The organism is Parabacteroides sp. AF18-52, from assembly GCF_003479145.1.
Taxonomy (GTDB): Bacteria; Bacteroidota; Bacteroidia; order Bacteroidales; family Tannerellaceae; genus Parabacteroides; species Parabacteroides faecis.
This window is the reverse complement of the sequence record NZ_QUGR01000007.1, coordinates 94310-120763: the sequence shown is the minus strand read 5'-3', so window position 1 is coordinate 120763 and position 26454 is coordinate 94310. Positions and strand designations below refer to the sequence as shown.

The 26454-nt window shown below is 46.1% G+C and carries 18 protein-coding genes; 5 read left to right on the top strand and 13 right to left on the bottom strand.

The window, feature by feature from the left end; all coding sequences use genetic code 11:
- Positions 1 to 175: 175 nt before the first annotated feature.
- A complete protein-coding gene (locus DWX23_RS13325) occupies positions 176 to 907 on the bottom strand; it encodes a response regulator transcription factor (protein WP_005861388.1) in 732 nt (243 codons plus the stop codon).
- Between the two features lie 2 nt (positions 908 to 909).
- Entirely contained in the window at positions 910 to 2466 is a 1557-nt protein-coding gene (locus DWX23_RS13320; protein ID WP_122351833.1) for a sensor histidine kinase KdpD, read from the bottom strand.
- Between the two features lie 453 nt (positions 2467 to 2919).
- Between DWX23_RS13320 and DWX23_RS13315 the strand changes: the two genes are divergently transcribed.
- The gene (locus DWX23_RS13315) at positions 2920 to 3741 is read left to right on the top strand and encodes a 1-acyl-sn-glycerol-3-phosphate acyltransferase (RefSeq protein ID WP_122351834.1); all 822 of its coding nucleotides are present in this window, start codon (positions 2920 to 2922) and stop codon (positions 3739 to 3741) included.
- A 17-nt stretch (positions 3742 to 3758) separates the two neighbouring features.
- Complete coding sequence (locus tag DWX23_RS13310) at positions 3759 to 4724, top strand: GNAT family N-acetyltransferase (RefSeq protein WP_122351835.1); 966 nt, start codon at positions 3759 to 3761, stop codon at positions 4722 to 4724.
- 81 nt (positions 4725 to 4805) lie between these two features.
- On the opposite strand, the gene DWX23_RS13305 is transcribed toward DWX23_RS13310, so the two are convergent.
- The gene (locus tag DWX23_RS13305; protein ID WP_122351836.1) at positions 4806 to 5393 is read right to left on the bottom strand and encodes a DUF3109 family protein; all 588 of its coding nucleotides are present in this window, start codon (positions 5391 to 5393) and stop codon (positions 4806 to 4808) included.
- A gap of 149 nt (positions 5394 to 5542) precedes the next feature.
- Positions 5543 to 7066, bottom strand: a complete 1524-nt coding sequence (gene gpmI / locus DWX23_RS13300) for a 2,3-bisphosphoglycerate-independent phosphoglycerate mutase (protein ID WP_122351837.1) — start codon at positions 7064 to 7066, stop codon at positions 5543 to 5545.
- Positions 7067 to 7259: 193 nt separating this feature from the next.
- On the opposite strand from gpmI, the gene DWX23_RS13295 reads away from it, so the two are divergent.
- On the top strand, positions 7260 to 7958 hold the full coding sequence (locus DWX23_RS13295) for a M48 family metallopeptidase (protein WP_122374839.1): 699 nt from the start codon (positions 7260 to 7262) through the stop codon (positions 7956 to 7958).
- A gap of 172 nt (positions 7959 to 8130) precedes the next feature.
- Here the strand turns inward: DWX23_RS13295 and sprA are convergent, their stop codons facing one another.
- The 9 genes from sprA to DWX23_RS13250 form a co-directional block, all read right to left on the bottom strand.
- Entirely contained in the window at positions 8131 to 15639 is a 7509-nt protein-coding gene (gene sprA / locus DWX23_RS13290; RefSeq protein ID WP_122374838.1) for a cell surface protein SprA, read from the bottom strand.
- 59 nt (positions 15640 to 15698) lie between these two features.
- Positions 15699 to 16289, bottom strand: coding sequence for a Holliday junction branch migration protein RuvA (ruvA, locus tag DWX23_RS13285; protein WP_122374837.1), 591 nt, complete (start codon positions 16287 to 16289; stop codon positions 15699 to 15701).
- A 93-nt stretch (positions 16290 to 16382) separates the two neighbouring features.
- Positions 16383 to 17270 (bottom strand): SMP-30/gluconolactonase/LRE family protein, encoded by an 888-nt coding sequence (locus DWX23_RS13280; protein WP_122374836.1) that lies wholly within the window; start codon positions 17268 to 17270, stop codon positions 16383 to 16385.
- A gap of 13 nt (positions 17271 to 17283) precedes the next feature.
- Positions 17284 to 18741, bottom strand: a complete 1458-nt coding sequence (locus tag DWX23_RS13275; protein WP_183671262.1) for a TrkH family potassium uptake protein — start codon at positions 18739 to 18741, stop codon at positions 17284 to 17286.
- Position 18742: 1 nt separating this feature from the next.
- Entirely contained in the window at positions 18743 to 20080 is a 1338-nt protein-coding gene (trkA, locus tag DWX23_RS13270; RefSeq protein ID WP_122351842.1) for a Trk system potassium transporter TrkA, read from the bottom strand.
- 57 nt (positions 20081 to 20137) lie between these two features.
- On the bottom strand, positions 20138 to 22042 hold the full coding sequence (dxs, locus tag DWX23_RS13265) for a 1-deoxy-D-xylulose-5-phosphate synthase (RefSeq protein ID WP_122374835.1): 1905 nt from the start codon (positions 22040 to 22042) through the stop codon (positions 20138 to 20140).
- Positions 22043 to 22165: 123 nt separating this feature from the next.
- Complete coding sequence (locus DWX23_RS13260; protein WP_122351844.1) at positions 22166 to 23095, bottom strand: DMT family transporter; 930 nt, start codon at positions 23093 to 23095, stop codon at positions 22166 to 22168.
- Positions 23096 to 23219: 124 nt separating this feature from the next.
- Complete coding sequence (locus DWX23_RS13255; RefSeq protein ID WP_122351845.1) at positions 23220 to 23621, bottom strand: GNAT family N-acetyltransferase; 402 nt, start codon at positions 23619 to 23621, stop codon at positions 23220 to 23222.
- 20 nt (positions 23622 to 23641) lie between these two features.
- Positions 23642 to 24517, bottom strand: a complete 876-nt coding sequence (locus DWX23_RS13250; RefSeq protein WP_122374944.1) for an AraC family transcriptional regulator — start codon at positions 24515 to 24517, stop codon at positions 23642 to 23644.
- A 206-nt stretch (positions 24518 to 24723) separates the two neighbouring features.
- On the opposite strand from DWX23_RS13250, the gene DWX23_RS13245 reads away from it, so the two are divergent.
- Entirely contained in the window at positions 24724 to 25029 is a 306-nt protein-coding gene (locus DWX23_RS13245; protein WP_122374834.1) for a hypothetical protein, read from the top strand.
- A 48-nt stretch (positions 25030 to 25077) separates the two neighbouring features.
- Positions 25078 to 26436, top strand: coding sequence for an MATE family efflux transporter (locus DWX23_RS13240; RefSeq protein WP_122374833.1), 1359 nt, complete (start codon positions 25078 to 25080; stop codon positions 26434 to 26436).
- Positions 26437 to 26454: the final 18 nt, after the last annotated feature.

The window sequence follows — 26454 nt, the reverse complement described above, 5'->3', positions numbered from 1 at the left end:
TTGCGACAAATATAGGGAATTCACCCAGAATAAAAAAGTTTTAGCAGGAATATCCCAGAATATAAAACCCAATGCCACAAACTAAAAAAGGCATCGCCCAACCGGGGCAATGCCTTTCTTATCTCATCTTCCGGAAAGTGCCAGCCGTAGGGCGGCAGCCTCCGGGATCTGTCCCTTAAAGTACCTGGATACCTTCTTCGCGGGCCTGTTCTTCTCCTGAAGGAGTGATCAGTTTGTAACCCTTACCGTGGATGTTGATGATTTCGATTCCCGGATCATCTTTCAACAGTTTACGAAGTTTGGTGATATACACGTCCATACTACGGGCATTGAAGTAGTTGTCGTCAACCCAGATAGTTTTCAGTGCATAGTTACGTTCCAGAATTTCATTTGCATGGGCACACAGCAGGCTCAGCAGTTCGCATTCTTTCGTTGTCAGCTTCGTTACCTTGTCACCGATAGCCAGCGTTTGTTTCTGGGTATCGAACAAGAAATTACCAAGCTTATAGAAAGGAATGTCTTTCATCTTCTTACCTTTCACACGGCGAAGGATCGCTTCGATACGAAGCAGCAACTCTTCCATGCTGAACGGCTTTGTCAGATAATCGTCGGCACCGATCTTGAAGCCTTCCAGAATATCTTCCTTCATTGTCTTGGCAGTAAGGAAAATAATTGGAATGTCAGGATTTATAGAACGGATTTCCTGTGCAAGAGTGAAACCGTCTTTTTTCGGCATCATTACGTCTAATACGCAAAGATCATATTTGCCTTTGGTGAAACCTTTGTAACCTGCTTCTCCATCAGAGAAAAGATCTGTTACATAACCTTTAGCCTGTAAGTATTCTCTTAATAGCATACCCAGGTTTTCGTCGTCTTCACAAAAGAAGATTTTCAGTTTTTCTTCCATAACTAACTTTTTATAAGAGGTAAAGTAATAATAAATTTTGTTCCTACATTTCCCGGACCCAACTCGGCACGGATCGTACCCTTGTGGTCCTCGATAATCTTACGGACGTAAGCAAGTCCCAGACCGAAACCTTTTACGTCGTGTACGTTCCCTGTCGGCACGCGGAAGAAGCGGTCGAATACTTTTTTCAGGTATTCTTTCTTGATCCCGATACCATTGTCTTCAACGGCGATCAGCAGTTTGCCGTTGTTGTCGTTCCAGGTTCTTACCATCAATGTAAGGGGCACCTCCGGACGGCGGTATTTCACTGCGTTGTCCATCAGGTTAAACAATACATTGGTGATGTGCATTTCATCTACATAAATGGACGAATCGACAGCCTGCAAGTCTACATCGAGCGTACCGTCGTACTTTTCGACTTTCAGGGCGAAGGTGTTGGCCACGCTGATCACCAGGTCGTTCGCATCCACTTCCTTCAATTTGAGAGCTGCTTTCTGCCGTTCGAACAACGACATCTGGAGCACCTTCTCTACCAGGAAGCCCAATCGCTTCGTCTCATCATTTATCACGCCTGATATATGTCTGAATACATCAGGACTTTTCGTTATATCCGAATCTTTCAACATCTGTGCCGCCAGTGAGATCGTGGAAACCGGAGTCTTCAGCTCGTGCGTCATATTGTTGATAAAATCATTTTTCATTTCTGACAGCCTCTTCTGGCGGAACACAATATAAATGGTAAAGATAAACGTTACCAAAAGTATCAGCGAGAAAAGCACGGACGGTACAATAAATGTTACAGAACTTGAAATATAGTCACCTTTCGTAGGGAAATATACTTTCAGATAATTCTGCTTCGAGGGAGGATCATTCGGAAACAATACGTACGTAATTATATCAGACGCAATAGGTTCCTTCTTTATTTCCCCACTCTGGTACACTGTCTTCCCGTCTTTGTTAATAACAAAAAATATGAACGGCAGGTTCAAACCATTGTTAATAAATTCTGTTTTTAAGTAATTATTCAGCTTCTTAAAGTCGACACGTTCCTGAATCGGCTTCTGGTTGGGAGTGTTCAACAGATTCAGTAAAACCAGCTGCATCAGATCGCCCTGATACTTCAGACGGTATTTCAATGATTGCTGCAAGTCGTGGGATGTACCGACAATATTGTTGGCCGCTTGCTTTTTGTCGAGCGACGAAAGCGGCTGAAACTTCTGGCTGAAACTATGCAACTGTTCTATCTGCATAATATTGTTGCCATCGGCATCCTTTATATTCAGCTTCTGCTGAGTGATCGCCTGCGTGATCTCTTCCGGATTCTGGCTGTTACGCAGATAGTTGTTATCTTCACGCCTGAGATCTTCTTCCAGATACTCACGCGTTTCATCCAGCTCCAGGTTTTTTGAGACTTGGTGCAAGCTCCTTTTGACTGTTTCATTGAATTGCTCGCTGCTTTTTTTGAGTATAATGCTCACGTACTTAACCTGCAGGAAAAGCAAACCGGCAAAAGCAAATGCCATTACACAAGCGAGTAACCAAATCGTAGATTTCCTCATTCCAAATACTTTCTCTTTTTAACAGAACAAATAACGCTCATTTTAGTTTAATATTCACACAAAAAAGGTAAAAATCATAGCCCATTTTTCTTAAAAATAGTTTAGCTATCAATCTGACATTACCTTCATTCCCTTTGAAAACAAGGGTTTATATTGATAATCACCTATCCTTAGGCACATTTGTTAATTCGTTCCTGTGTATAAAAACACAATTATTGATTATTTTGTTTCAAGTTATGCAAAAAATATGAATTCCTACAAAGAATCATAGGAGCTGTTTTTGCATGCAGGTGCAGAATAATATATATGTATAACGAATGGAGATGCCGAATTATTTTATATGACGGCAAACAACATATAACCTGAGAACTTGAAACTTCTTAAAAACTTATGCCGAATGCATTCAAATTTAATTATTAGCTATATCTTTGCTGCTGACAAGAGTTATGCAAGATGGCACAAGAAGGTATTACACAAATTGATGTAAAACAGGTATTACAACAAAAAGCGCCCTCAGTGGCGGGAAAAATACCCGGTTTTATTGTCAATTATCTGATCCGTACCATTCATCAGGACGAACTGAATGATATTCTCACCCGTTATCATGACAAGGATGGGGTTGATTTTATGCAGGAACTGATCGGTTATTTTGACCTGACCCTGGAGCTGGTGAATGAAGAAAATATCCCGGCGACAGGTCGCTATATTTTTGCCTCCAACCATCCGTTGGGAGGGCTGGACGGCATTTGCCTTTCGGCAGTGATCGGACAGCATTATAACGGGAAGATCCGTTATCTGGTGAACGACCTCCTCCTCTACTTGTCAAATCTGAGATCGATCTTTGTACCTATCAACAAACATGGTTCGCAGGGAAAGAACAATGCCCGGCTGATCGACGAAGCCTATGCTTCCGACAATCAGATCGTGACATTCCCGGCAGGACTTTGTTCGCGCAAGATTAACGGGAAGATACAGGACACCGAATGGAAAAAGTCCTTCATCCAGAAGGCGGTCGAACATAAACGGGATATTGTCCCGGTGTATTTCGAAGGGAGAAATTCCAATTTTTTCTACCGGCTGGCGAATCTGCGCAAGGCGTTGGGGATAAAGATGAACTATGAAATGATTTATTTGCCGGACGAAATGTTCCGGTCCAAACATAAAACGTTCCGAATCCATTTCGGCAAACCTGTTCCGTGGCAGACTTTCGATAACAGTAAAAAGCCGGCTGAATGGGCAGAGTGGGTGAAGGGACTTGCTTATAATCTCAAGTAAACAAAGACTCTATTTATATGCAAGACATTATTAAGCCGATTGATCGTGCACTTCTGAAATCGGAGCTGACAAAAGAAAAGAAGCTCCGCAGCACGAATAAGTCAAACAATGAGATATACATTATTACAGCCCACGATTCTCCCAATGTGATGCAGGAGATCGGGCGTTTGCGGGAAATCGCTTTCCGCTATTATGGCGGAGGAACAGGTTTTCCGGTAGATATTGACGAGTTCGACACGATGGAGGATGCTTATCGGCAACTGATCGTCTGGAGTCCGGAAGATGAACAGATCCTGGGAGGATACCGTTTCCTGTGCGGTTCGGATGTCAAGTTCGATGAGAACGGGAAGCCGATGCTGGCGACTTCGCATCTGTTCAACTTCTCTGAGAAGTTCAATAAAGAATTCCTTCCGTATACGGTCGAGTTGGGCCGTTCTTTTGTAACGCTGGAATATCAGTCTACACGTGCCGGCGCCAAAGGTTTGTTTGTACTCGATAACTTATGGGACGGACTGGGGGCTTTGTCGGTAGTCGATCCGAGCCTGCAATATTATTTCGGGAAAGTGACGATGTATAATACTTATAATACGGAAGCACGCAATATGATCCTTTATTTCCTAGGAATGCATTTCCCGGATTCGGACAAGCTGGTCACTCCGATATATCCGCTGGAGACAGATATGGATATGGAGAAGATGAAAGAGTTGTTCCGTTATGATAATTTCAAGGATAATTACAAGGTGCTGAACCAGGAGGTCCGCAAGTTCGGTATCAATGTACCGCCGCTGGTAAATGCTTATATGAGCCTTTCACCCAAGATGCGCGTATTCGGTACGGCGATCAACCATGAGTTCGGCGATGTGGAAGAAACCGGTATCCTGATCGCCATCAATGAAATTCTGGAAGACAAGAAGAAACGCCATATCGAAACGTATCTGAAAGAGGAGGCGCAGACGGCAGACCTGATACGGAAAACAGAATAAAGAATGTGCCAATATGCCAATTATAAGAGATGTATCTATACTATCTCAATGGGCATATTGGCACATTTTCTTATGGATATATTATTTCTCTTCTTCCTTTTGTTTTCTCCACTCTTCTGCCACTTCCACCAATGACTCGTACCATTCCGGGCCGAATTTACGGGTAAGCGGTTCCTTCAGGAACTTATACAGAGGAAGTTTTTCTTTCCGCCCTACTATTTCTGCTGCCTTACATATTTTCCACCGGTCGTAGTTTACGGCACGGAAGTCTTTGTATTGGGTAACACGCACCGGATACAGGTGACAGGATACCGGTTTGTAGAAAGACAGTTTGCCTTCGCGGTAGGCTTTCTCGACGGCACATTTGCAGGTTCCGTCTTCGTCGTAGCAGGTAAATACGCAATCCTTGCCATTGACAATGGAAGTGACGATATCGCCTTCGCAGTCGATGTAGGCGACACCTTGCTTCTTAATGATTGCCTGTGCCTCGGGAGAAAGGTCATCCCAGATAACCGGAAGCGCTTTCTCCAGTTCGGCGATCTCGCTTTTATCGAGCGGAGCACCGGAGTCGCCTTCCACGCAGCAGATGCCTTTACATTGGGCAAGGTCGCAAATGAAATTAGCTTCGATCAGGTCTAAGCTGACCAGGGTATCATCAATTTGGATCATATTGGTTGATAGTTGACAAGTGACAAGGACAGTTGACAGATAACAGTTGACAGATGACAGTTATCTCTTTCTTACGAAAAACAATAACCGTTACTTGCCAACTGCTAACTGTCAACTGTCACTTGTCAACTGTCAACTTCTAAGAGTTGTTATTTAATCAACGATTTGCCTGTCATTTCTTTCGGCTGCTTCAATCCCATGATGTGAAGGATGGAAGGAGCAACGTCTGCCAGGATACCGTCCTCTACTTTAGCTTCTTTGTTTTCCGTTACATATACGAAAGGAACAGGATTCAAAGAGTGAGCCGTGTTCGGTGTACCGTCTTCGTTCAAAGCGTGGTCGGCATTACCGTGGTCGGCGATGATGATCACTTCGTAATCGTTTGCTTTCGCTGCTTCTACCGTATCGTTCAGGCAAGCGTCGATCGTTACGACAGCCTTTTCGATAGCCGAGTAAATACCGGTGTGGCCCACCATATCGCCGTTTGCATAGTTACAAACGATATAGTCATATTTCTTGGTGTAGATAGCTTCTACCAGCTTGTCTTTTACTTCAAACGCGCTCATTTCCGGTTTCAGGTCGTAAGTAGCCACTTTCGGCGACGGAACCAGGATACGGTCTTCGCCATCAAACGGAGTTTCGCGTCCGCCGTTGAAGAAGAAAGTAACGTGAGCATATTTTTCTGTTTCGGCAATGTGCAACTGTGTTTTGCCAACTGATGCCAGAAATTCGCCCAGTGTATTTTCTACATTGTCCTTGTCGAACAGGATGTGGACACCCTTGAAGCTGGCATCGTACGGAGTCATACAGAAATACTGCAGGTTAGGAATAGTCTTCATTCCAGCTTCCGGCATATCCTGCTGAGTCAGAACGACTGTCAGTTCTTTCGCACGGTCGTTACGGTAGTTGAAGAAGATAACCACGTCGCCCTCTTCGATAGTAGCCACCGGCTTGCCGTTTTCTACGTGTACGATCGGTTTGATGAATTCGTCCGTTACACCTTCTGCATACGATTCTTCCATCGCAACAACCATGTCTTCGGCAGGTTTGCCTGTACCGTTCACGATCAGGTCGTAGGCTTCTTTCACACGTTCCCAACGTTTGTCACGGTCCATAGCATAGTAACGTCCGATGATAGACGCGATCTTGCCGCCTGTCGTCTTTAAATGGTTTTCCAGTTGTTCGATGAAACCTTTACCGCTCTTCGGGTCTGTGTCGCGACCGTCCATAAAGCAATGAACGTATGCTTTGTCCACTCCATATTCCTTAGCGATATCAGCCAGTTTGAACAGGTGTTCCAATGAGCTGTGCACACCACCGTCGGAAACCAGTCCCATGAAATGGATCTGTTTGCCGTTTTCTTTGGCGTAGCTGTAAGCACGTTTGATTTCGGGATTGTCGAGGATTGTATTCTGACGACATGCGATGTTGATCTTCACCAGGTCCTGATAAACGATACGGCCTGCACCGATGTTCAGGTGTCCTACTTCCGAGTTACCCATCTGTCCGTCGGGTAAACCTACGTTTTCGCCGGAAGCCTGCAACTGAGAGTTAGGATATGTTTTCAACAGATAATCCCAATAGGGAGTGGGTGTGTTATAGATTACATCATCTTTACCACGGTCGCCGATTCCCCAGCCATCGCAGATCAATAAAAGTGCTTTTTTGCTCATGATTGCCTTATTTATATAGTTTATACTTATTAAATATCTAATACCGGGTGCAAAGATAATGCAAGTCGAGAGTAGAATAAAATGAACTCGTTCATTTTTTATGCCGAGGCGCAGCTTATCTTCGCTTTGCTGCAAAGATAAGCATTTCCGACGTAATATTATTTCCCTTTAAAGTATTACTTTTGTGGTAAATATGGAAAAGAAGATATACGACAACGATCTGGGAACCATCCTTCTCCGTACTACCCCGCGAGCCACCCGTTATACGCTGAAAATATCAAAGGGAATGATCACCGCCACCATGCCGGAGGGAGGGGATGAAGGACGGATGTTGTCTTTTATCGAAGAAAACCGCCAAAAGCTGCTCGCCGCCCTGAAGAAACACCCGGCACGCCCGTTGCTGAACGAAGCGACCGCATTGCAGGCGACTACCTTCCGGGTGGAAATATTCCGTACCGACCGCAACAACTATTACATGACTCTGAAGGAAGGGATACTTCGTATCGCCTGCCCGTCCGGAACCCGTTTCGAGTCGGACAGGGTACAGGAGATCTTAAAGGATTTACTGGAGAAAGCACTCCGCCACGAAGCCAAGCGGTTGTTACCCGACCGGCTGATGGCGCTGGCCGCCCGCCATCGTTTCACCTGCACAGGCGTACGGATCATGAACAGCAAGACCCGGTGGGGAAGTTGCAGCACACGCAAAAGCATTAATCTGTCTTTATCATTGATGCTTCTCCCCTGGCATCTGGTCGATTATGTCCTGCTCCATGAACTTTGCCATACGGTAGAGATGAACCACAGCGACCGTTTCTGGAAACTACTGAACAGCGTGACAGACAATAAGGCGCTTGCTTTACGCCATGAGCTTAAGGGTTACCACATGCTGTAATCTGTTGGATAAGTCTATTCTGTAACCGACCTCTTGTGCCGGACAAAATGTTTTGCCACTGTGTTGGCAGAGTTTTGCCATGCAAGTGACAATCTTTTGCCATGCCTTTGGCAGAGTTGTGCCAAAGGCATGGCAAGGTTGTGTCATAAGGGTGACAAAGCCTCGTTAATGCTTACTGCGCCAGTGAGAACCGGAGGGCGACACCGTAATTCGAGTTACTTGTCGGATAAGCTGCATTAGAGATCAGCGGCTCATTGATCTGCAGGTCGTAGAACGCACGAAGGGTCAACGCGCGGCTCAAACCGTAATCGGCAGAGAACTGGATTGTCTTCGCAACGTTACCGCTGGTAGCCTGCGTGAAGCTATCCTCGATCTTACGGATCAATGATTGCATCTTATTGTACGAGAAGTCCAGGCGCACGGTCAGGTCGTTGCTGAAATCACGTGTTTTCTTCATCTTCAATATCTTGTTGAACTCGGCAAACTTGTATCCCAACCCGATCGTGTATTTATTGGACAGCGCCTCTACGATCTGGTAAGACGAGATATTCAGGTTCAGATTGCGTGTAGTCGTATAGTCTGCACGGATCGTTATATTGTTCAACATCGTGGCATCGACTCCCAACAGCGGGCTGAAACTCTCAGTCAGGCTGACGGAAGAGATCGAGTAAGGCGAAGAAGGAATAGGCTTATCGGATGCATTCTGTATAAATCCGAGATTATCGCCCAGACCGGCATCGACCCAGGTTGAATAGGTTTCGTAAGCACCGACGTTGTACGTACAGCGATACTGATGGCTCAACATAACCGTCTTGAAGTATTTCTTTATCGCCGGAATACGGATCAACCCGTCGTACGTGATACGCCAGTTCGGCAACATGCTACGGATGGCGGGGAACGGTGAATGCGAAATCTTGTTCGGATCTTTCCCGGTATAAGCGGCAAGGAACGCCGGGATCAACACGTCAGACGAGTTACGGCTGATTCCCAGTTCATTGTTATCTCCCGGATCGTAGAGTTGCCCGGTATATCCGGTCTGGCTAAGGAAGCCTCCATACGGATAGAAAGTCCCGGCATAACGGTTTTCAAGGCGCTGGGCTATGATCTCACGGTTCTCGATGAATTTTTCGAACGATTTGGAGGCATAGTTGTTACCTGCATTGCCGATGCCTTTGAAGAAACTGCCCAAAGCGACGGTCGTCATTGTGAAATTACCTCCGGTCAGTTCCGGCATACCAGCATACATATATTGTATATCGGTGCTGCGGGTGTCCACGCGATTGGCATTCAGGTCGATCTTCAATCCGGTGATCGGTTCCAGGTTCGCCCGGATATTCAGGTTCTTCGCGCTGGTCATGACAGCCGGGTTGACATTGGTCGTATTTTCGATCAGCCAGCCACGGTCTTTGGCATCATACAGGAAGTCGCGGTTCACGGCTCCAAAGGCAAAACCCAATCCCGGTGTCAGGCCGAACGGTGAACGTCCCTGCCCGAAGATATCACCGATCATCGGGGAGAATCCGGGCACCATCATACCATCCGTAGTGGCATACTGGATATTGATGCGGCGAACCATCATCAGGAAGCGGCTGGCGTGTTCGGCAGCTTTATACAGGAAGTCTTCCGTTGCTTTCGGGCCCGGCTTGATGGTCAGTTTCAAATGGGCCGTATCCTGATTCAGGATCATTACCTGCGCATAGTTGAGCGGTTTATACTTAATCGCATACACTTTGCCGTCGGCTCCGCGGGCAGTGATACGCACCTTTTTGGTGAACATTCCGTGCTGCACGACCGTACCGCTGTCCATGTTCAGCTGGATGTCTCTTTCCAGCTTTATCTCTTTCGGTTCTTTCTTCTTGGTTGCCGTACGGGTTGCCGAGAACTTCTGGTTCACTTTCTTCAGGAACTTGTTCTTGTTGTAAAGCGATTGCAGGTTCAAGCTACCCTGCCAGTCGATCTGACGCTGGTTGGTGATCGTATTACCGAGCTCATATTGCGTATCGGTGACCGCCCCGCGATCCCAGTTGTATTGCGCATTGTATGTAACGGAACTGTTCACCCAGTCCAGAACCGGGATATACTGCAACGGCATGTTCCAGGTGACATTGAATGTCTGGTCATATTTCAAAGGCGTACCCAGGTCGGCGATACTCTGTTTAACAGAATCTTTCCAAATCTGATACTGGTCGGCAGCCAGTTCTTTGTTGACCTGAACATACGGTTCCTCGATCCGGGCATTTGTTCCGGAAGTGAAGGTCATGTTCAGGTTGTTCGTAAAGTCCCAGCGCAAGCTGAAAGCACGGTCCCAGTAGAACTCGGAGCTGAAAGTTACCTCCGGTTTGTAGCCGGTGTTTTCCAGGTCGCGCAGCTGCATTTCGTTATAATTACGCATCATAGCCGTCTGGAAACTGATATTCGACGGCAGATAGTTCAAGCTGAACTGTTTGATATAACGGGTGTAGCCATTGTTCTTCTTCATCTTCTGGAACGGACGGAACGGTTTCGCATACGGTGTGTAGTTGTAGGCGAAGTTGCCGCGATAATCTTTTGTCGTTTCATATTCCGTTTCCGGATTCTGCCTTTTCGTCTGGCTGAATGAATAGCCGATCGAGAAGTTCGCCGGGTCGTAAGGCATCGGCGTCTTACTACGGATATCTGCCCTCACGTTGTTGAATGAGATACTCTTGATAACTGTCTGATCGACTGCCATGCTCTTGATGGAGTCTTTTTCTGCTTTCGTCTCGACAGCATCCAAAGCATCGTCCAGCTTGATATCCTGATCGAGCGGATTGTATTTTGCTTTCGTCTGATCTTTAGAGTAAGCATAGTACATCGGGATGCTGACCTTTGCCTTTTCGGGGAAGAATTTACCCCATTCGATGTTGGCCGCTACGTTATATTGCGTAAAGTCGTCGATGCGGCGTTCAGCCAGCGACTGGTCGAGTGCGCCGAAACCAGCCGTTTCGATACGCCCGCCTACATTCACCGTAGCCAGGTCAGACACGGCCACGTTCAGGTTGGCATTGGCCGCCCAACCGCCCTCTTCGTTGAATTCACTCAGACGCAATTCGTTGATCCACACCTCACCGCTTCTGACAGCATTCGAGCCAGATACATTACGGACACCGATCATAATCGTTTTCACTTCCGATAAGCTCGGGTTACCTACGATACTGATCGTATTGCTTAAATTCTCAGGGTCAGGCTCCGAATAAACGGTATTGAAAGTAATACCTTTGTCACCCGCCCGCTTCTTTTTGTTCCGACTCAGTTTGAGATTGGTTAATACTTCAAAACGGAAATCGAGCATGTTCTCTGCCGGCCAGATATCAATAGGTTCGTATGAACCTTTCCCTGTCGGAGTCACCTTCAACGGAACTTCATATTCGTAATAATTATTTTTATAATCGGAACCCAAACGGATGAACACGGACAGGTCTCCATCAACCAGCGGCGTATATTTATCTGCACTGTCCGGCAATGCTTCAGCATGAGTAAACAACTGCAACCGTTTGTACTGACGCAAATCGTAATAAGTCGTCTTATAAATAGCCCGTGCATCTCTGGTAGCCAAATCACTAATCTTCATCGACAGTGCCTGTTCATTCTGCCTACTTAACTGAGGCTGACCGGGATCTGGCGTACGACTTACTCCGGGAGGTGTTCTATAAGGGATAGGAGTCCGTCGGCTGTTTTCTTCCACATTAACAGAAGAAACTTCCAGTGATCCGTTGAATAATGGCGGAACTTTGGGATCGGACAAATCCTGTTCGTATGAACGCCATTCACCACGTACCAGTTCGAAAGTTCCGAAACGCAGTACGGTCGGTTTGCTGAAATTAGTCATAAACATACGCATAAAGCGGATGCTCTTAAAGTCACTGATAGCTCCGATAGAGCGGTTATATTTCTTTACGGGAATCTTGAACAGATACCATTTTGCAGGATCTCTTTTGTTATCCCCATCGTTATTTCCATTCGGTAATTTGGGATAAGTAGTTTTCATATCCACAATAAAGTTCTTTCCTACTTTCAGGTCTTCCGGACGAATAGATACCTTATATTCAAAATACTTTTCGTTTTTATTCATCGTGTTATCCTGGTTCAGATCTTCCACATCTGGATTCTTGGAAGCAGAAGTGTCGTAACGTTCTCCGGTACTGCCGTTTTCAGCAGAGTTACCTTCCGTTCCATTGTAACGTTTGTAACGATCCAGAATACTAACTTTCTCATCATCTAAATCTTCACCTCGGAAATAGCGGTATTTATCGGTTCCAGGGTTCATTAAAGGAGAATATTCATCCAATAACATAGAATCTCTTTTCCCCGGTGACAGCTTTGGCATTAATTTTTCGATAAACTCTTTGTATGCCGGATAGTCACGCTCTTCCTCTGCTGACAAGCCGTTGAGTCCGACATCCTGTTTAGCACGCGAGCCGGAAGTATTGTCGAAAGCATAAACAGTACTTTGTTGCTTCGGGACAAGTCCCCAGACAGTAGAATCGACCCTGCTTCTATCACCATCGACAGGCAAGCCGTTCTCATAAAACTTCTTTCCGTCTTTCAGCACATCTTCCGATACTTCACCGAGGTTGAAATACAAATCGCCTCCTTTTACCGGGACACCGTCCCGTTCTTCATAAATGTAAGGATCAAGCATCCAGAACTCAATATATTCAATATTGGCCGTTTCGAAGTCACTCTGATCGATCTTACGCATGATACCTCCCCACCGCTTTTCCGGATTTTGCAATGTACCATCTGGATTAACTAAATCGGCATCAAGGTTATACGGACCACGTTCATTCGGATAAAAGGCAAGATTGAGCGCCTGGATCGTACTTGTCTCATTATAACTCTGGTCTCTGTCCGGGAATAATTCGTCCACGTATACAGCACGGACGTAATGGTTGGATAATTGGTCCTTATCATTACGGATATGCTGTGGGGCCTGACTGGAGTTCTTACGGTTGAACAATCCATCGACATAATACCATGCCATTAGAGCACGGTTTTTACCATAACTGATATCGTTTGTCGCTCTAGCCTCGGGGAAAAGAGCTTCGGTGCTGTTGTCCCAAGGCGTGCTGGCAAGTTTCCACGGATACGGGTTCAACAAATCGAAACCACTCTGCGTCGATTCGAAATCGTCCAGATAAGAGTAGCCTCCACTGTATTTGTTTTCATAATGCCCAGCTATCAGATGAGCAAACTCACCCGTAAATGCAATCTGGCTGGGTTTTGTCAGGTTCAGCAACGGTAATTTATCGAATGCATTCGTCAGCCACTGACTTTCCGTTTTATAAGCGATATTAAATCCCCATAAAGTGTTTTTGATGGATTCGTCGCCAAATACTGTTTTTGTTGTCAACGGCATTTCCGACATATGCATAATGGTGGCTCCCAGCGAAAAGTCCGGATTGAACTGATAGTTGAGATCCAACCCCATCATTGTCTTTCGTTGCATATTATATGCCGTCTGGTTTTCCAACGAAACGCTTACGGGGGTTCCGGCAGCAATGATACTCTCATTCAGAATAGTAACGGTACCGGATGTATAATCGACCGCATAATCCACATTTTCCGTTAATGTGGCACCTGCTGCCGTTACACGTACCGAGCCGCGTGCCACGTTGCTGGCTCCCAACTGTATCTCGGAAGCGGAAGATGCCTTATATTCCCCCCGCATGATGAACTTGTTCTTTTCTGCGATCTGGCGGGCGGCGGTTTGTGTCGTATCGTACAATTCCTGGAATACATATTTGTCTGCGATAGCCGGACTGACGACACCCTGCAATTTCTCTTTCAAGCTGGAACCGAACGGCTCGATGGTCGGGAAAATCACTCTACCGGTAGCAGGCTGTACAGTATATCCTTCCACAAAGTCAAAATATCCGTCGGGATGCTTTTCGTTCTGGGCATTCAGACGGTCTGCTCCCATCAAGCGTATCCAGATTTTCCTGGAAGCGGTATCCTGACTGGCTTCCGGCAAATAGTTTACATAAGTACCAGTCGTATCGCTCTGGTACATGACATCCAGGCGGAACTTCTCTTTCTGGACAGAATAGGCACCGAGAGAATAGATATTTTTCATCATCAGGTCCCAGTACATCATGGGCGGAGACATGTTTACACCTTTCAGCAACTTGACATAAAGACAGTTGTTGGGGTTAGCCGGATCACTGTCGGAAAATTCACCGACTCTTCCCGTACGTTTACCGGAAACATCATTGTATTCATATTCAAAAGCGACAGCCAACACTTCATCTGTCTGCAAACTTGTATTCAATGAGATATATCCCAACTGTTTGTCAAATGTATATTCAGAGTTAGCATCCAACAAACGGGCACTCTCCACCTCTTCATATTCAGCACCTCCTGTAAAACCCGACAACACCTGTGCCACCTGACTAATCTGACGGGCACCCGAGTAAGTCGTAGTCATTTGGTTGTACAAGCTGTTCGCACTATTGGCAGGGTACTTACTACCACTGACCGGAAAAGCACCGGGGTTAGCCATGTATGCATCATCATTTTCACCAATATCGGTAAAGGCAACAATATTACGTGACTGATCGTAATTGCCTCTTTTATTCGTCACCCAAACTTCCAGGCGGGTAATGTTTATATCTGCATATATCTGGGGTAAACTAGCCACAGCCTCGTTATATCTATTCCGGAAATAATGTGCCAGAAAGAAATGTCGGTTCTCATCATACTCGTCGATCTTCAACTCAAAATCTTTGGTCTGCACACCGCCTTTGGAGTTCACTGTTTTAGACTCCGAATTCTGTTGTGCAAACAACGCGTTAACCCTCAGTTTACCGAACTGAAGGTCTGCTTTCATACCGAACAAAGCCGCCCCGCCATTGATCAGCGAGTTGCTTGTCGTCATCGATACGTTACCGGCTTCCAATGATTTGATGATCTCATCCTCTTCACCCGTATAAGCCAGTTTCAGCTTTTTGGAGTCGAAGTCGAAGGAAGTCTCCGTATTATAATTCATATCGAAATTCACTTTCGAGCCCACGGATGCCTGTACATTCAACTGCACGCTTTCATCGAAGTTGAAAATGGTATTGCTACGGGCACGTTCAGGCAGCGAAGGATCTTTGGTACTATTCCTCTTTAAACCTAAAGTAACTTCTGCCGACCCTTGTGTCTTTACACGTACACCTCCGGGACCGAATATGCGTTCTGCCGCACCGATACCGAACTGCATATCTGCCAGGTTAAACTGCTTATCCGCTTCTTTCTGAAATTCTTCTTCGTTTTTCTGACGATAATAAGAGCGGAGCGATTGCTTCATGCTATAGTCCTGATATTCTTCCGGACTCAAGTCGATCGGCGTGGTCAGGTCTTTCTCACCTAAACGGGTACGGACTACATATCTTCCGGTATTGATGTCGTATTCAACGACCGTCTTTACGTTTTCCGGGTCACGTAAGTCCATCGGCAACTTTTTGCCCAGGTCCTCATAACCTTCCGGTATGGTTTTCGACACCGGATAACGGGTTGCCGGAACCGTATCTTTTCCATCCGGAAAATCCTGTTCTTCAAGCAACTGTATATCCGGCAACTCAGCGGTATAAGTCAGGTAATCGGCATTCAATGAGACCATACTGACCCCGAATAGCAGTATTGTAACCCAGATAAGATATTTAAGAGTTTTCTTTTTCATTTTAAATTGTCAACTGTACTTGTAAGGGTGGTCGGCAAACCTCCCCTGCCTGTCAACTATTAAAGCATTCTGAGTGCACTTTTTATCACTTGTTCCACTGCCAGCATCGGCGAACTTTTCAGTATCGAACTGACTGCCTTTTGCGAAGCAACCTTCTGGAATCCCAACATCACAAGGGCGGCAACCGCTTCCTGGGCAACCGCACCGTTTCCCCCCGTAACAGGAGCTCCTGCACTTGCTATCGAATCGCCGGCCTTTACCTTATTTTTCAGGTCGACCAGAATACGCTGTGCAGTTTTCTGTCCGATCCCTTTTACCGAAGTCAGGGCCGTTTCATTTTTGTTGGCAATTACCTGGATCAATTCGGCAGGAGGAAGAGAAGACAAGATCATACGTGCTGTATTAGGGCCGACTCCGGATACCGATGTCAACAATAAAAACAACTCACGTTCAGCCTTTTGAGCGAAACCGAACAAAAGATGGGCATCTTCACGTATGACTTCATATACGTAAATTTTCCCGGTAGGTTTCCCGCTGAAAGCGCTGTATGTAGTCAGAGATATGTTAAGTTCGTAGCCAATCCCTGCACATTCGATGATCATCTGTGTGGGAGTAAGTTCTACGATATCCCCCTTAATATATTCTATCATTTTGCGTCTCTTCTAGTTATTCGTACATATAATAACGCAAAATTAAGCAAAAGCGTATATCAGACCTAAAGAAATATTCAAATAGGTAAATATTTATTCCCTTCCAGGGTATTCGGCAGTAAAGGTTTCGAAACAGCCGCGGTCCTGTAGCGTGACGAAACAGCGACGGTTGTCAGGGCCTCCGAATGTAATGTTCGACGGTTTCTTTCCTTTCAGCTGTATTTCACGGATCAGCTTCCCTTTCGGATTTATAAGGGCTACTGTTCCTTTTTCATAACGGCAGAGATACAGGTTACCTTTTACATCGCAACGGATACCGTCCATACCGAAACCTTCGAACGTATGGAAAAGTGTCTTGTTTTTAAGTGTTCCGTCCTGTTTTATGTCGTACACCCATACTTTAAGTTGTGCAGACTCATTAACATAAAGTTTTTTACCGTCAGGACTGACATCGATGCCGTTGGTCGTCCCCATATCACCTTCCAGCAGGGTGACTTTACCGTCCGGAGTGACCAGCCAAAGCTGTCCTTTCTTGTTCGGCCAGTCCGGGTCGCTGGCATACAGGTTGCCATTGGGTGCCAGGGCGATATCGTTGGGTTGGTTCATCTTCGGCTCGTGGGCATAGACGCTGATGCCTTTGGTTTTCATGTCTACTTTCAGAATGTTATGGCCGGTATAATCTGCGACCAACATCTCTCCGGCCTTATTGAAACGGATACCGTTGCCCGTAGAGCCTTCGGGAAGTGTCACGAAACATTCGTGCGATCCGTCCGGGCGTACAATGCCTATCGTTCCTTCTTTACCATAGTTGACGGCGTACAGATTACCGGATTTGTCGGTGGCAGGGCCTTCTATTCCGTTGGTGAAAGTACCTTCCGGCAGTAAGTCGATCGTTTCGCGCTGTGCAGCTGTCTGTGCTCCGGTCGTTACTCCGATAAACAGGCAACTCATAATCGTAAGAAGCATTGTACGTGTTTTCATATCAGCTGTTATTTTATTGTTTCCAGAATCCCGGAACAAGTAATGTCAATACGGTAAATATTTCCAGACGTCCCGTCATCATCAGGAAGGAAAGGAACCATTTGGATACGACAGGCACTTCAGAGAAGTTATCCACCGGTCCCAGCTTGCCAAGCCCCGGACCGACATTGCTGATGGCCGAGACTGCAGCACCGATCGACTCCTCGAATCCCAAACCGTCGAGCATCAGAACGATACAACTGATCACGATCAGGGACATATAAGCGAAAGCAAATGCTAGCACGCGATGCACAATATCTCCGGATACGATGTGCGAATCCATCCGTACAGGTATAATCGCATGCGGGTGTGTCTGTTTCTTGAATTCATTGAAGAGATTCTTCGAAAGAATCACGAAACGTCCCATCTTCAACCCTCCGCAGGTAGAGCCGGCACAACCGCAAATAAACATCAATATCAATGCGATCATCCAGAAGAACGGTCCCCAGGGAATATAGTTTTCCGTAGCGAATCCGCACGTAGAGACCAATGTCACCACCTGGAAGGCTGCCTGCCGGAATGCAGTCGGGAAGTCGGTAAAGAACCCCTTATACATGATCCATCCGGTTGTCACGGCTATCATAAGCATGACAAACCAGAAAAACCAACGGAACTCTTCATCAAAAAACAATTTCTTCACATTCCCGTTCAGGCAGAAATAGATCAATGTGATATTGGTCGCCCCGATGAACATGAAGATCGTGATAATATATTCGATATAAGCGGAATTCCAATAAGCAATACTGGCATTCTTTGTGGAATACCCTCCTGTAGAGATAGCCGTCAGGGCATGGTTGGCAGCGTCATACAAATCCATCGGCCCGATCCATAACAACCCGATCAACAGAAAAGTAAGGAACAGGTAAACACCCCAAAGGCGCTTGGCTACCTGTGTCACGCGAGGACGGAAACGCTCATGGGTAATCCCCGGCGTCTCAGCATTGAACATCTGTGTCGCACCGCCGCCCAGGATAGGCATCAATGCTACGGTGAACACGATCATCCCGATACCTCCCTGCCATTGGGTAAGGCTACGCCAGAACAGAATTCCTTTCGGCAATGACTCAATATCGGTCAGGATGGTCGATCCGGTCGTCGTGAAGCCCGACATCGTTTCGAAAAAGGCATCCGTCACGTTATCTATATAGCCTCCCAGGTAAAAAGGCAACATGCCTAATAGAGAAAGTAATATCCAGGTGAATGTCACCGTCAGCATCCCTTCCCGTCGTCCGGCCATATATTCGTTTGCACGGAAGCCGATAGCATAAAGCGATACGCCCACCCCGAACAGTATTCCGCTGCACAAAAGCAACGTATAGAAATCACCGCCTTTGTAGAGGAAGGCGACAACCGTTGCCATCAGCATGAACAGCGTTTCGAGGATACACATCATCCCCAGCATCTTTATTATGAAACGTATATTCAGTAACATACTAATTAAAATAATCTTCCAGTTTGCGCATAGCCGTCTCCAGACAGAACACCACCACGTGGTCGTAGGCTTGTATCTGGGTGTCTCCCTTAATCATCATCGGCTCTCCGTCTCGTATCAACCCTCCTAAAGTCAGATCTTTCGGCAAATGCAGGTCTTTCACCTGTTTGCGGGTGATCTTCGAGTCGGGACGGGCAACGAGCTCAGCCACATCGGCGTTGGCAAAGGTAAGGAACTTTACGTTGGAAACATCGGCATCCAGCAGGAACTGATAGATATGGCTGGCGGCGATCAGCTTTTTGTTAATAACCGAACCGATATCCATATTTTCGGCTAATGGGATATAATCGATATTCTCGATCTTGGCCACCGTTTTGAATACGCCGAAACGTTTTGCAGCCAAACAGGCAAGGATATTCGTACTTGAATTATCCGTCAGGGCAACGAATGCCTGAGCATCCTTGATTCCTTCCTGCATCAGTAGTTCCGTATCGCGTCCGTCGCCGTTAATGATCAGGACATTGCTCGGCACCACTTCGGCTATGCGGTGACTTTTCTCTTTATTTGTCTCCAATATCTTTACCCGGATATTATTCGGCAGATACTGGCTGGTACGGATGGCGATACGGCTACCTCCCATGATAAAGATCTTTTTCACTTCCGGATCTTTTTTACCGGCATGTAGCTGCACATCCTTGATATGTTCCTTGGTAGTCGTAAAAAAAACGATGTCGCCGGGTAGGATATAATCGGTACCGCGCGGGATAATCGTTTCATATTGCCGTTTGATGGCAACGATATGGTATAGCTTCTGTTCGTTCAGCAGTTCGACCAGTTGTTTGTTTACCAGGCGGGAATTCTCACGAACCTTCACTCCCAGCAGGATCAGGGCGCCCCCGAACAGTTCCCAGTACTGGCGTGTCCACGGACGACGTATCGCACTGACAATCTCTTTAGCAGCCAGCATTTCCGGATAGATCATCGAGTGGATCCCCAACTTTTCGAACAGCTCTTTGTTTTTGGGTAACAAATATTCGTAGTTATTGATACGTGCCAGGGTTTTGCGTGCTCCCAACTTGGAAGCCAGGATACTTGCGGCAATATTCGTCGTCTCTTCAGGAGTAACGCTGACGAACAGGTCTGTCTTTTTTATACCGGCTTCTTCCAGGTCACGGATCGAAGTCGGATTTCCAACCATAGGAAGAATCTCCATATTGGAATTGGTGATATTCAATCGTTCCTCACTCGGGTCCATCAGGATGATATCCTGCTTTTCCTGAGATAACATCTTCGCGAGATGTGTACCCACTTCGCCTGCCCCGGCAATAATAATCTTCATTTTACTAATTGTTACTCATTCCGTTTGCCGCATCGTCCGGCAAGTTGTCATTAATATTTAATCGTTCATCATTTTTCGGATCTCTCCGGCCAAACTTTCGGCATTCAGACCGCATAATTTATAAAGTTCGGGGATAGATCCGTGTTCAATGAATGTGTCGGGTATACCGATGCGTTTCACCCGCGGAGTATATCCGTTGTCTGCCATAAATTCAAGAACGGCTGTGCCCAATCCGCCTTTCACTACACCGTTCTCTACGGTAATGACGCGTTTGAACTTCCTGCCTATCTCATGTAATAACTCTTCATCGATCGGTTTCAGATAAATCATGTCGTAATGTGCAACCGATAGTCCTTCACCGGCCACTTCCTCTATAGCTTTTATCACTTCATTTCCGATCGGCCCGATAGATAAAACAGCTATATCGTCTCCTTCGTTCAGTTTTTTCCCTTTTCCGATGGGAAGGACCTGCATTTCGTTGCGCCAGTCTTTCTTCTCTCCTTTGCCACGTGGATAACGGATCACAAAAGTACCCGGTGCCTCTTTGTACCCGGTGTACATCAGGTTCCGCAGATCCAGTTCGTTGAGCGGCGAGGCGATCGTCAGGTTGGGGATCGGACGCAGGTATGCCAGGTCGAACACCCCGTGATGCGTGGCTCCGTCTTCACCGACCAGCCCGGCACGATCCAGACAGATCACCATATGCAGCTTTTGCAAAGCGACATCGTGTATGAGATTATCGTACGCCCGTTGCATGAACGATGAATAGACGTTGCAGAACGGGATCATCCCTTCTTTAGCAAGTCCGGCAGAGAAGGTCACCGAGTGTCCTTCTGCTATTCCGACATCGAATGCCCGTTTGGGAAAAGCTTTCATCATATAGATCATGGAACTTCCGGTTGGCATGGCGGGAGTAATACCCACGATCCGTTCGTCCTGTTCAGCCAGTTCAACGAGTGTATGTCCGAAAACATCCTGATACAATTGCGGTTCGTCCAGTTTGTGGACGATAATCCGCTGTCCGGTCTCTTTATTGAACTTGCCCGGTGCATGCCATTCGGTTGCCGATTCCTCGGCAGGCTTGAAGCCTTTGCCTTTTTTAGTCTTGATATGCAATAGTTTGGGGCCTTGCAGATCTTTTATATCGTTCAGCAGCTTGATCATATAGTTGACATCATGCCCGTCCACAGGTCCGAAATAACGGATACTGAATCCTTCAAACAGGTTATGTTGTTGTGTGATCAATGCTTTCAGGCTATTGTTGAAACGGAGAATATTTCCACGACGGTCATTGTTGATCAGTTTCATCTTCCGCAATCCCCTGTACACATCATAGCGCATCTTATTGTATGCCTGACTGGTGGTGATGTCCACCAGATATTGGCTCAATCCTCCTACGCAATTATCGATAGCCATATCGTTGTCGTTGAGAATGATCAGCAGGTTGTTGGGATTTGCCGAGGCATTATTCAGTCCTTCAAAGGCCAGTCCGCCGGTCATTGCGCCGTCACCGATCACGGCTATGACATGCCGGTTATGTTCTTCTTTGAGTTCGGAAGCGACCGACATACCCATGGCAGCCGAAATGGAGTTGGAGGCATGGCCGGCAATAAAAGCGTCATACTCACTTTCTCCCGGGTTAGGAAAGCCACTGATCCCTTTAAATTTCCGGAGCGTATGAAAAACATCCCGGCGTCCGGTCAGTATCTTGTGTCCGTAAGCCTGGTGTCCGACGTCCCAGACAATCCGGTCGTACGGGGTGTTGAAAACATAGTGCAGGGCAACGGTCAGTTCAACCGTTCCGAGACTGGCACCCAGGTGTCCGGGATTTTCAGAAAGTATATCTATAATGTATTGACGCAACTCTGCACATACCTGGCCCAATTTTTCGGGAGGCAACTTACGCAAATCCTCCGGATAATTAATGACGTTCAATATATGTTCATCCTTGCAATCTATCATGTCCGCTAATTTTTGTGGCAAATGTAAAGAATTAACGCCACATAAAATAGTTTTAGCGGGGCATTTCTTTTACAGAATGGTTAAATCCGGGGGAATGTGAATCTTAACCGATAGGATATATTCTTACTTTTTCGGGAACGGAAGTCGGGGAAATAACTTTCTGAAGCGGATCAGGTAAGTCGTGACATTGCTCCCGGCGATGATGAGCGTAACAGCCAGAATGATCATCACGATCCCGCAACCCAGTCTGGGGGTCAGAACTTCACCGAAGATAGTCACTCCGAAAAACACGGCTGTCAGAGGTTCCAGTGCCCCCAGGATAGCGGTCGGTGTAGAACCGATATACTGGATAGCCTGCGTGGTACACAGGAATGATATAGCAGTGGGAAAGATTGCTAAAGCGATCAGGTTCCCCCATAGATACCAGTCATCGACAACATGCAGACTTTTTCCGAAATCAACACGAATCAGAAAAAGGGCCACTCCGAAAAGCAATATGTAAAAAGTCAGCTTCAATGTGGCTATATCCTTTAATCTCGGACGATTCACGCCAACAATGTAAATGGCATAAGAGAGAGCCGATCCCATCACCAGTAGAACTCCTGTCGTACTAAGGGTCGCTCCGCTCCCTGTTTTGTAGAGTAGTCCGATGCCGCCCAATGCCAGCAAAATACATAAGACAGTTTGCAGGGTTAACTTCTCCTTGAAAAGCAGCGACATAAGCAAAGCGACCATGATCGGATAAACGAACAGCAAGGTTGAAGCGATACCGGCTTCCATATAATTATAACTCTGGAACAAAGCCAGCGATGAAAAAGCGACCAGGAAGCCCAGGATAATTAACGGCGGCAGGTCCTTCCGGCATAATTTAAAATTCCGACCTCTTGCTTTCAGCATTATTCCCAACACGGGGAGGGCAAACAGATATCTGAAAAAAAGCACTGAGTCAGGATCCATTCCTGCCTTATACAAGGGAAGAGCAAAAAGAGGATTCATGCCATAAGTGGCAGCCGCAATGGCTCCCAGCATGTACCCCTTAACCTTTGCATTCATATAGGTAGATATTTGCTAATTTATACTATCGATAACGGTCGACAAATGTAGAGTGTCCTTTTTACATATACAATACCCTTCAACGGTATTTTTTAAGAAAAGATGAACCTTTATTTGTGGAAAATCACAAATGTTTTATTTGCATGGCTGCTCCTTCCTCCAACAGAGAAAAACCGTGTTTTTCATAAAAAGAGATATTTTTCTTTTCATCCGGCATTATGTTAAGATAGAGATAATCTTTATATTTTTCCTTTACTATTGTCAACAATGTGGCAGCGATACCTTTCCCCTGATAATCCGGATGTACCAATAAATAATGGAGGAATGCAACCATCCCGCCATCATCCAAGGCCCGAATAAGGCCGACCAGCTTTGTGCCGTCCCATGCTGTAACCACACATGAAGACGCCTTTAAGGCTTTGATCAGACGTTCCGGATATCTACCTGATAACCAGTTGACCGAAAGGAATAACTCTTCTATTTCCTTTTCTGTGAAATCTTTCGTTTTTCGATATACAATATTCATCTTCTGTTAGTTTGTTTGATTTACTCCCTGAATTCTACCGGCAAATATCCCGTCTGGCGCTTGAAGAACTTTACGAAATATGACGGATCTTCAAATCCCAGGTAAAAAGCAATCTCTTTGATCTTTAAACTGGAATGGAGGAGCTGCCGTTTCGCTTCAAGGATGATCCGGTCGTTGATAATCTTTAAAGGGGTGCTGCGGGAACTCTCATATACGCAATTGGTCAATGTCTTGGTGGAGACATTCAGACGATTCGCATATTCTTTTACCGTATGCATATGCCGATAATGGTGTTCCAGCATTTGCCGAAACTGGACAAAAGTACGGTTGGATGAATTGTTGATACATAACGGAAGGCCAGTTCCCTTCTGCCCTGTCCGCTGCACGTAGATCAGGAACATTTTTACCAGATATTTCAGATAATCTTTATGAGCAAAAGCATTCGTATGTTGCGTCTCTATTTCCATTTCTTCCACGATATAATTCAGCCGTCGGGTATCTGCAGGCGCTATATTATAGTAAGGAACGGCATCGAAGGCATTGAATACATTGTATTTGAGGAAAACGTTCTCGCTGCTTCCTTCATCGGAAAGAAAACTCTCGTTGAAGTGGATGATGATCCCTTCCTGATCGCGCTTCCCATCGAAATAATGTATTTGTCCCGGCGAAAGAAAAAACAGGGTATTGTCTGTTATGCTATATTCTTTAAAGTCGACATAATGCGCTCCTGTCCCTTTCCTGAACCAAATGATCTGGTAAAAACCATGAATATGCGGATACATAGGGTTATCCCCGTTCTCAATAAAGAAGGAGGGCATTTCCATGATATCGAACTGTATCCCGTCAGGTGCATCCTTTTCCAGATCATATTTTGTAAATACTTCATTCTTCTTCATACGGTTCCTGTTTTTGTCCGGAGCAAAGGTAGTTTGTTCTTTGATTCCGATGATGGTAAAATGCAAACATAAAATGGTATATTTGGGAAACAGGGGAATAAAGACAAGACCACATTCCCAAATTTACCATTCTTTGTCCTGAATCCGCATTGAATACCGTTACTGGCACTCCTACCTTTGTATCGTTCATTAAAAACAAAAAGATTATGACAACAGAAAAAAAAGCAGGAGCTTATCTGGAGATAACTCTCAAAGTGAATGAAAGCGACCGTGGCGCAGCTGCGGCAGTGTACACCAAGTATCGGCAACCGTTTCTGGATACGATTTCGGGAGCTGTCAGCAAACAATTGCTTGTAAGAAAAGAGGATGTGCAGGTTCTTCACGGTTTTTCCTCCGTAGCGGAAGCCGAAGGATATCTGCATTCCGATTTATTCAATCAGGATGTAGTGGTCGAGTTGAAGCCTTTCTTCCAGGCCGCACCGGAGGTTTATATTTATAGCGTAGTCGGTTAACGCTATTTCTTGTATCTTTGTAGCCATTTTCAGGCGATAAGATTCAAGATGGTAAATAAATATGAAGAACGCCTGGGGACCGAGCGCATGTTGCCGTTGGTCTTCAGGATGGCACTCCCGGCTGTAGCAGCCCAGTTCGTCAACTTGCTTTACAGCATTGTCGACCGTATCTATATCGGACATATTCCGGGCATTGGAACCGACGCATTGGCAGGCGTGGGAGTAACCATCTCCCTCGTCGTGCTGATTTCTTCTTTCTCGGCGATCGTCGGAGGAGGGGGTGCGCCATTGGCTGCGATAGCCCTCGGGCAAGGCGACCGCCAGCGTGCCGGGAAGATATTGGGAAATGGTTTTATTCTGCTGATCCTGTTCACCATCCTGACCTCTTCCATAGCCTATACCTTTATGGAACCCATCCTGCTCTTTACAGGTGCTTCGGAACATACACTGGGATATGCGGTCGATTATCTTTCCATTTATTTGCTGGGGACAATCTTTGTGGAGATCTCCACCGGACTGAACTCTTTCATCAATGCCCAGGGGCGGCCTGCTATTGCCATGGGTTCAGTGCTGATCGGTGCTTTCCTGAATATCATTCTCGACCCGATCTTTATTTTCTGGCTTGACATGGGGGTGAAAGGAGCAGCTTTGGCTACAGTGATTTCACAGGCTTGCAGCGCCATATGGGTGTTGCTCTTTCTTTTTTCCCGACGTGCCTCTTTGCCTTTAGAAAGACGTTATATGAAACCAGACAAGGGAATCGTGGTTGCGATGCTTGCTCTGGGAATCTCTCCATTCATTATGGCAAGCACCGAGAGTCTGGTCGGCTTTGTACTAAACAGCAGCCTGAAAGAGTTCGGAGATATTTATGTCAGTGCCCTGACGGTTCTGCAAACCTCGATGCAATTCGCCAGTGTTCCGCTGACAGGATTTGCACAAGGTTTCGTCCCGATAGTCAGTTATAATTACGGCCATGGCGACAAACGGCGTGTGAAAGAATGTTTCCGTATCGCGCTGATCACGATGTTCTCTTTCAATTTGATTCTGATGCTGTTTATGATCCTGTTCCCTTCCACAATAGCGTCAGCTTTTACAAGCGACGAAAGGTTGATAGAAACAGTCCGCTGGACAATGCCCGTCTTTCTGGGTGGCATGACCATTTTCGGATTACAGCGTGCCTGTCAGAATATGTTTGTCGCTTTAGGGCAGGCCCGGATATCCATTTTCATTGCTTTGCTCCGCAAGGTAATCCTGCTGATTCCGTTAGCACTGATACTTCCGCACTTTATGGGTGTGACCGGTGTATATGCAGCAGAAGCTATATCCGACGCCACCGCAGCTATCTGCTGCACGCTGCTGTTTTTCTGGCAGTTTCCGAAAATTCTGGAAAAGATGAAAGACCAGTAGCGTTTATACGGATGGAGA